We start from the raw sequence: 3,474 nt of genomic DNA on the forward strand, positions 1-3,474 counted from the left end.
CGGCCGCCTCATACCGGCGTGCAAGGGCTGATGCATTCGGCTTATGGAACGACTACACCAGCGAGATGAACGCCTGAAATCCGTCCAAAGTAGGGCTCCTTGCGGGCCCAACAAAACAAGTTGGCAATCCCCGTTGAACAGCCCCTTCGGCCCCCTTGGCCCTTATCTGTAACGGAGTAGCATGATCAGTTGCGCCGTCAGCCCAAGGAGGAAGATCACAAGCAAGGCTGCCTGAGCGTAGAGCAAAACCGGTGCGTCTAAGCTCCTTGCCAGCGGGGCACCTTCCGGCAACCGGAGGAAGATCTCGGTAATGGTCGGCAGCATCAAAAGGAACGTCGAAAAGCTCAGGCTCGATGTTTCAATGCACTTCAGCGCAAGACCCGTCGTATTGAGCAGAGAAATCCCATAGCCGCCGGCGAGCGCTAAAAGCGTCAAAGTCGCTATTACATAACTGACCCAGACATTGGCTAAGGGGTAAGCGCTGATCGCACCGATCGTCATTGCAATCAGATAAGTGCCCCCGGCAGCTGACTGAGGAATGATGCGTCCGTAGCGAATAAACATGTACAGCGCCAGGGGAATTGCCGGCAGACTTGCGAGAGTGTGAACCCATCCGAGGGAGGATATTTCTGACATTCGTCTTACCTTTGAGGGGACAGAACAACCGTGTTGGCAGTGCCATTTGTGGGCAGAATATTCTGGTCATAGGTCAATACATCTGTCGGACACTGGCCGCTGAAATAGCTTAACGCCTTATTTCGACCCCTTATTCGGTTCGGTTACTATAGTGTTCTCTTTGTTCGTCAAATTTGACACTAGCGTACCGGCCGCCGTCAGGACAGGGAAGTTCGCCAGTTGCCCTTGGCAAGCCAGAGACCCACAAGGCTGGTCGCTGCGAACAGTGCAAAAGCGGCGATCAGACGCGGGTGCGACCAGTCAACCTCGTCGGCGAAGCGCGACATCTGCACCAGCAGCAGGGGCAGAGGCAGGATCAGAAACGGCGATCCGATACGCGCTCTCTCGCGGGCGCCTTCCCAGGCCATCGAGACCATCATGAGGCCGAGCGCGACGATCCAGCCGGCTGTCGCCCGCGCCGTGAGCGCCGTGACTTCGAACGCGTGATTTGCGGTAAAGTGCTCAGGTCGGACAAAAGAGTACAAGCCTTCAAGCGTAAACAAGCAGCCAAGCGCGCACAGTGTGAGACGCAGGGTTTTTCCCATGGGCTCAAGAGCGGGCAGCGTCACTTGCCGGCGTACCTGATAAAGGAAAAGGGCCAGGAAAATCGGCGGCGGCAGCAGATAGCTCGCATACCAGAGCATGAAGCTGCCTGAATCGACCCGGAACTTGTCCCAGTGGATCCAGGTCGCCGCCAACTCGACGGACGTGAAGACAATGGCCGGCCATATGATCACCCTGACCATTTCCCAGCGTCGGGCGACCATCGCCAGAACGAAGATCGGCGCAACCGAGGCATAAAACGCCCCCAGGATAGCCGCCGTAACGGTCGGCTTGATGGTCCAGGCAAAATTGGACGCCGTGTCCTGCGGCGCGATCGTAATCGACAGGATTGCCGCGAGGCCGAAAAACACCTCCGCGCCGAACCAGAGACGAAGCGGCAGAGAGACGCTGGATCCGGTATTCATCATTGTCATCCTTTTCGGGAATTCTCTTTGCGGGATGCGACACTCGTCAGAACAAAAGCCCCTGCGAGGCTCGCAAGTCCAAGGCTGGCGAACCAGATGACCGACGAGAGCTCCTGAGGCTTGAACAGGTTCAGGTGCATCAGGCTCGCGGCAAGCGCGAGCACCGGGAACATGGCTATCCCGACAGCGGAAATGAAACACTCGTCCCTGTCGGCCATCGTCATCAGGAGGGCGATGACCGCCAGTCCCAGCAGCGGACCACCGTAGATCTGCGCCAGCATGAGGTTCAATTTCCACGGCCAGACGTCCACCATAATGCCAGGCAAGAACAGCAGCAGCAGGGAAACGGCGAGAGCGAAGGCGCCAAGAACGCCCAGGAGAACACGGTGCACGGGGGGCAGGAGCGTGCGCTCGCCCGAGGTCGGGCGCTTGCGGAGACGCAGGATGAAGTAGACCCCCGCCACCGGGTAAACGGAATATGCAAAGAACCAGAACCATGTCGATCTCAAAGCGGTATCAAATTGGTCAAGGTAAAAAAGAGTGACGATCCCGAGCGCTCCGGTCCAGATTGTGGCGACCACTGTCGGCAGTCGGACCTGTCTTGCCTCTTGCGCGAGGCCGGCGAGCAACATCATGGTTCCGCCCGCCAGATAGAGACTGGCGATCGTTCGCGCATGCAGCGGCGGCAGCGTCAGGGGCACAGCCCTGGATATCAGCTCGGGCTTGAAATATCCCATTCCGCCGACGAAGAGCCCGAACGAACACACGGCGAAAAAATATATCCTGTGTGCGATGGAAATCCTGTTCATGCGCTCTCTTCCATTTTTCTCAAGGTTCCAGCGTCCCAGTGTTGCCTAGGCAGGTGCTTTCTGCAATGGACCAGCGCGACAGGACCCGCTCGATGATTTACACTACCGTGTTGCACAAATCATCAGGCGGCACGGAGCGGTCCCTTACCCAGAATTTTGGCATCATGAGATACGCTCGAACGTGGGACGTCCGAGGGAAGTCATTTTGTTGAGGACTGAGACGCCAATCCGGCTCTCGGTTCTCTGATTTTTCAGGGTGCGTGATCTTAACCTTTCCCCGAGAGCACTTCGTGAACAGTTGTATCACCAATCGCTGCCTGAAATCGAAGATTTCAACGCGATTGGTGATACTTTTTTTTTGCTTTCACGAAACGCTATTCAACCGACTTCCAGCGGCCCATTTGCGTTTCCACGCGCGCTCTCTGGTTATATCCGGTGCTCTTTTGCCAGGCCATGCGGCCATGGGCCTTGATCGCCAGAACATCCAGATCCCGCGCGGTGGGGTTGGTCTCGGCCTCAGGGCCGGGAACGGCCGTCTTCGGCGGAGGAATGATGATTTCCACATCGGCAAAGCGCTGCGTGATTTCGGTCCGGGTGGCGGCCCCGTCATAGGCACCGTCCGCTAAAAAGCGGTGCACGGGTTCGTCAATCTGGTCCAAAAGATCCGGCACGGCCGACGGATCACCGATGTCGTCTGTCGTCAGCTCACTGCATTCGATCTGACCGGTCTCCAGATCCAGCCCCAGGTGGAGCTTGCGCCACGAGCGGCGCCTGGACGTCTTGCCGTGCTTGGTTTCCAGCCATTCCCCGGCCCCAAAGACCTTCAGGCCGGTGCTGTCCAATACCAGATCAAGGGAAACTGGCGCTTCGGATCAAAGGCTCAAGCCCGCCGGCTCGGCGCGAGAGCGTGGTAAAGTCGGGAACGTCCAGTTCCAGCCCCATCAGCCTGAACACAGAGCGCAGGAACCCTTGGGTTTGCCGCAGGGCCAAATGGAAAACGGTCTGGATCTCCAGACTAACCG

General features: G+C 57.8%; 4 protein-coding genes. All 4 read right to left on the reverse strand.

Annotated features, from left to right (window positions below):
* Positions 1–162: 162 nt before the first annotated feature.
* A complete protein-coding gene (locus ABJZ52_RS06830) occupies positions 163–564 on the reverse strand; it encodes a hypothetical protein (RefSeq protein WP_348187873.1) in 402 nt (133 codons plus the stop codon).
* A 269-nt stretch (positions 565–833) separates the two neighbouring features.
* Complete coding sequence (locus ABJZ52_RS06835) at positions 834–1,643, reverse strand: hypothetical protein (protein ID WP_348187871.1); 810 nt, start codon at positions 1,641–1,643, stop codon at positions 834–836.
* Between the two features lie 5 nt (positions 1,644–1,648).
* The gene (locus tag ABJZ52_RS06840) at positions 1,649–2,452 is read right to left on the reverse strand and encodes a hypothetical protein (RefSeq protein WP_348187869.1); all 804 of its coding nucleotides are present in this window, start codon (positions 2,450–2,452) and stop codon (positions 1,649–1,651) included.
* A 374-nt stretch (positions 2,453–2,826) separates the two neighbouring features.
* The gene (locus tag ABJZ52_RS06845; protein ID WP_348487697.1) at positions 2,827–3,300 is read right to left on the reverse strand and encodes a transposase; all 474 of its coding nucleotides are present in this window, start codon (positions 3,298–3,300) and stop codon (positions 2,827–2,829) included.
* Positions 3,301–3,474: the final 174 nt, after the last annotated feature.

The sequence above is a fragment of the Roseibium sp. genome (genome assembly GCF_039982295.1).
GTDB lineage: Bacteria > Pseudomonadota > Alphaproteobacteria > Rhizobiales > Stappiaceae > Roseibium.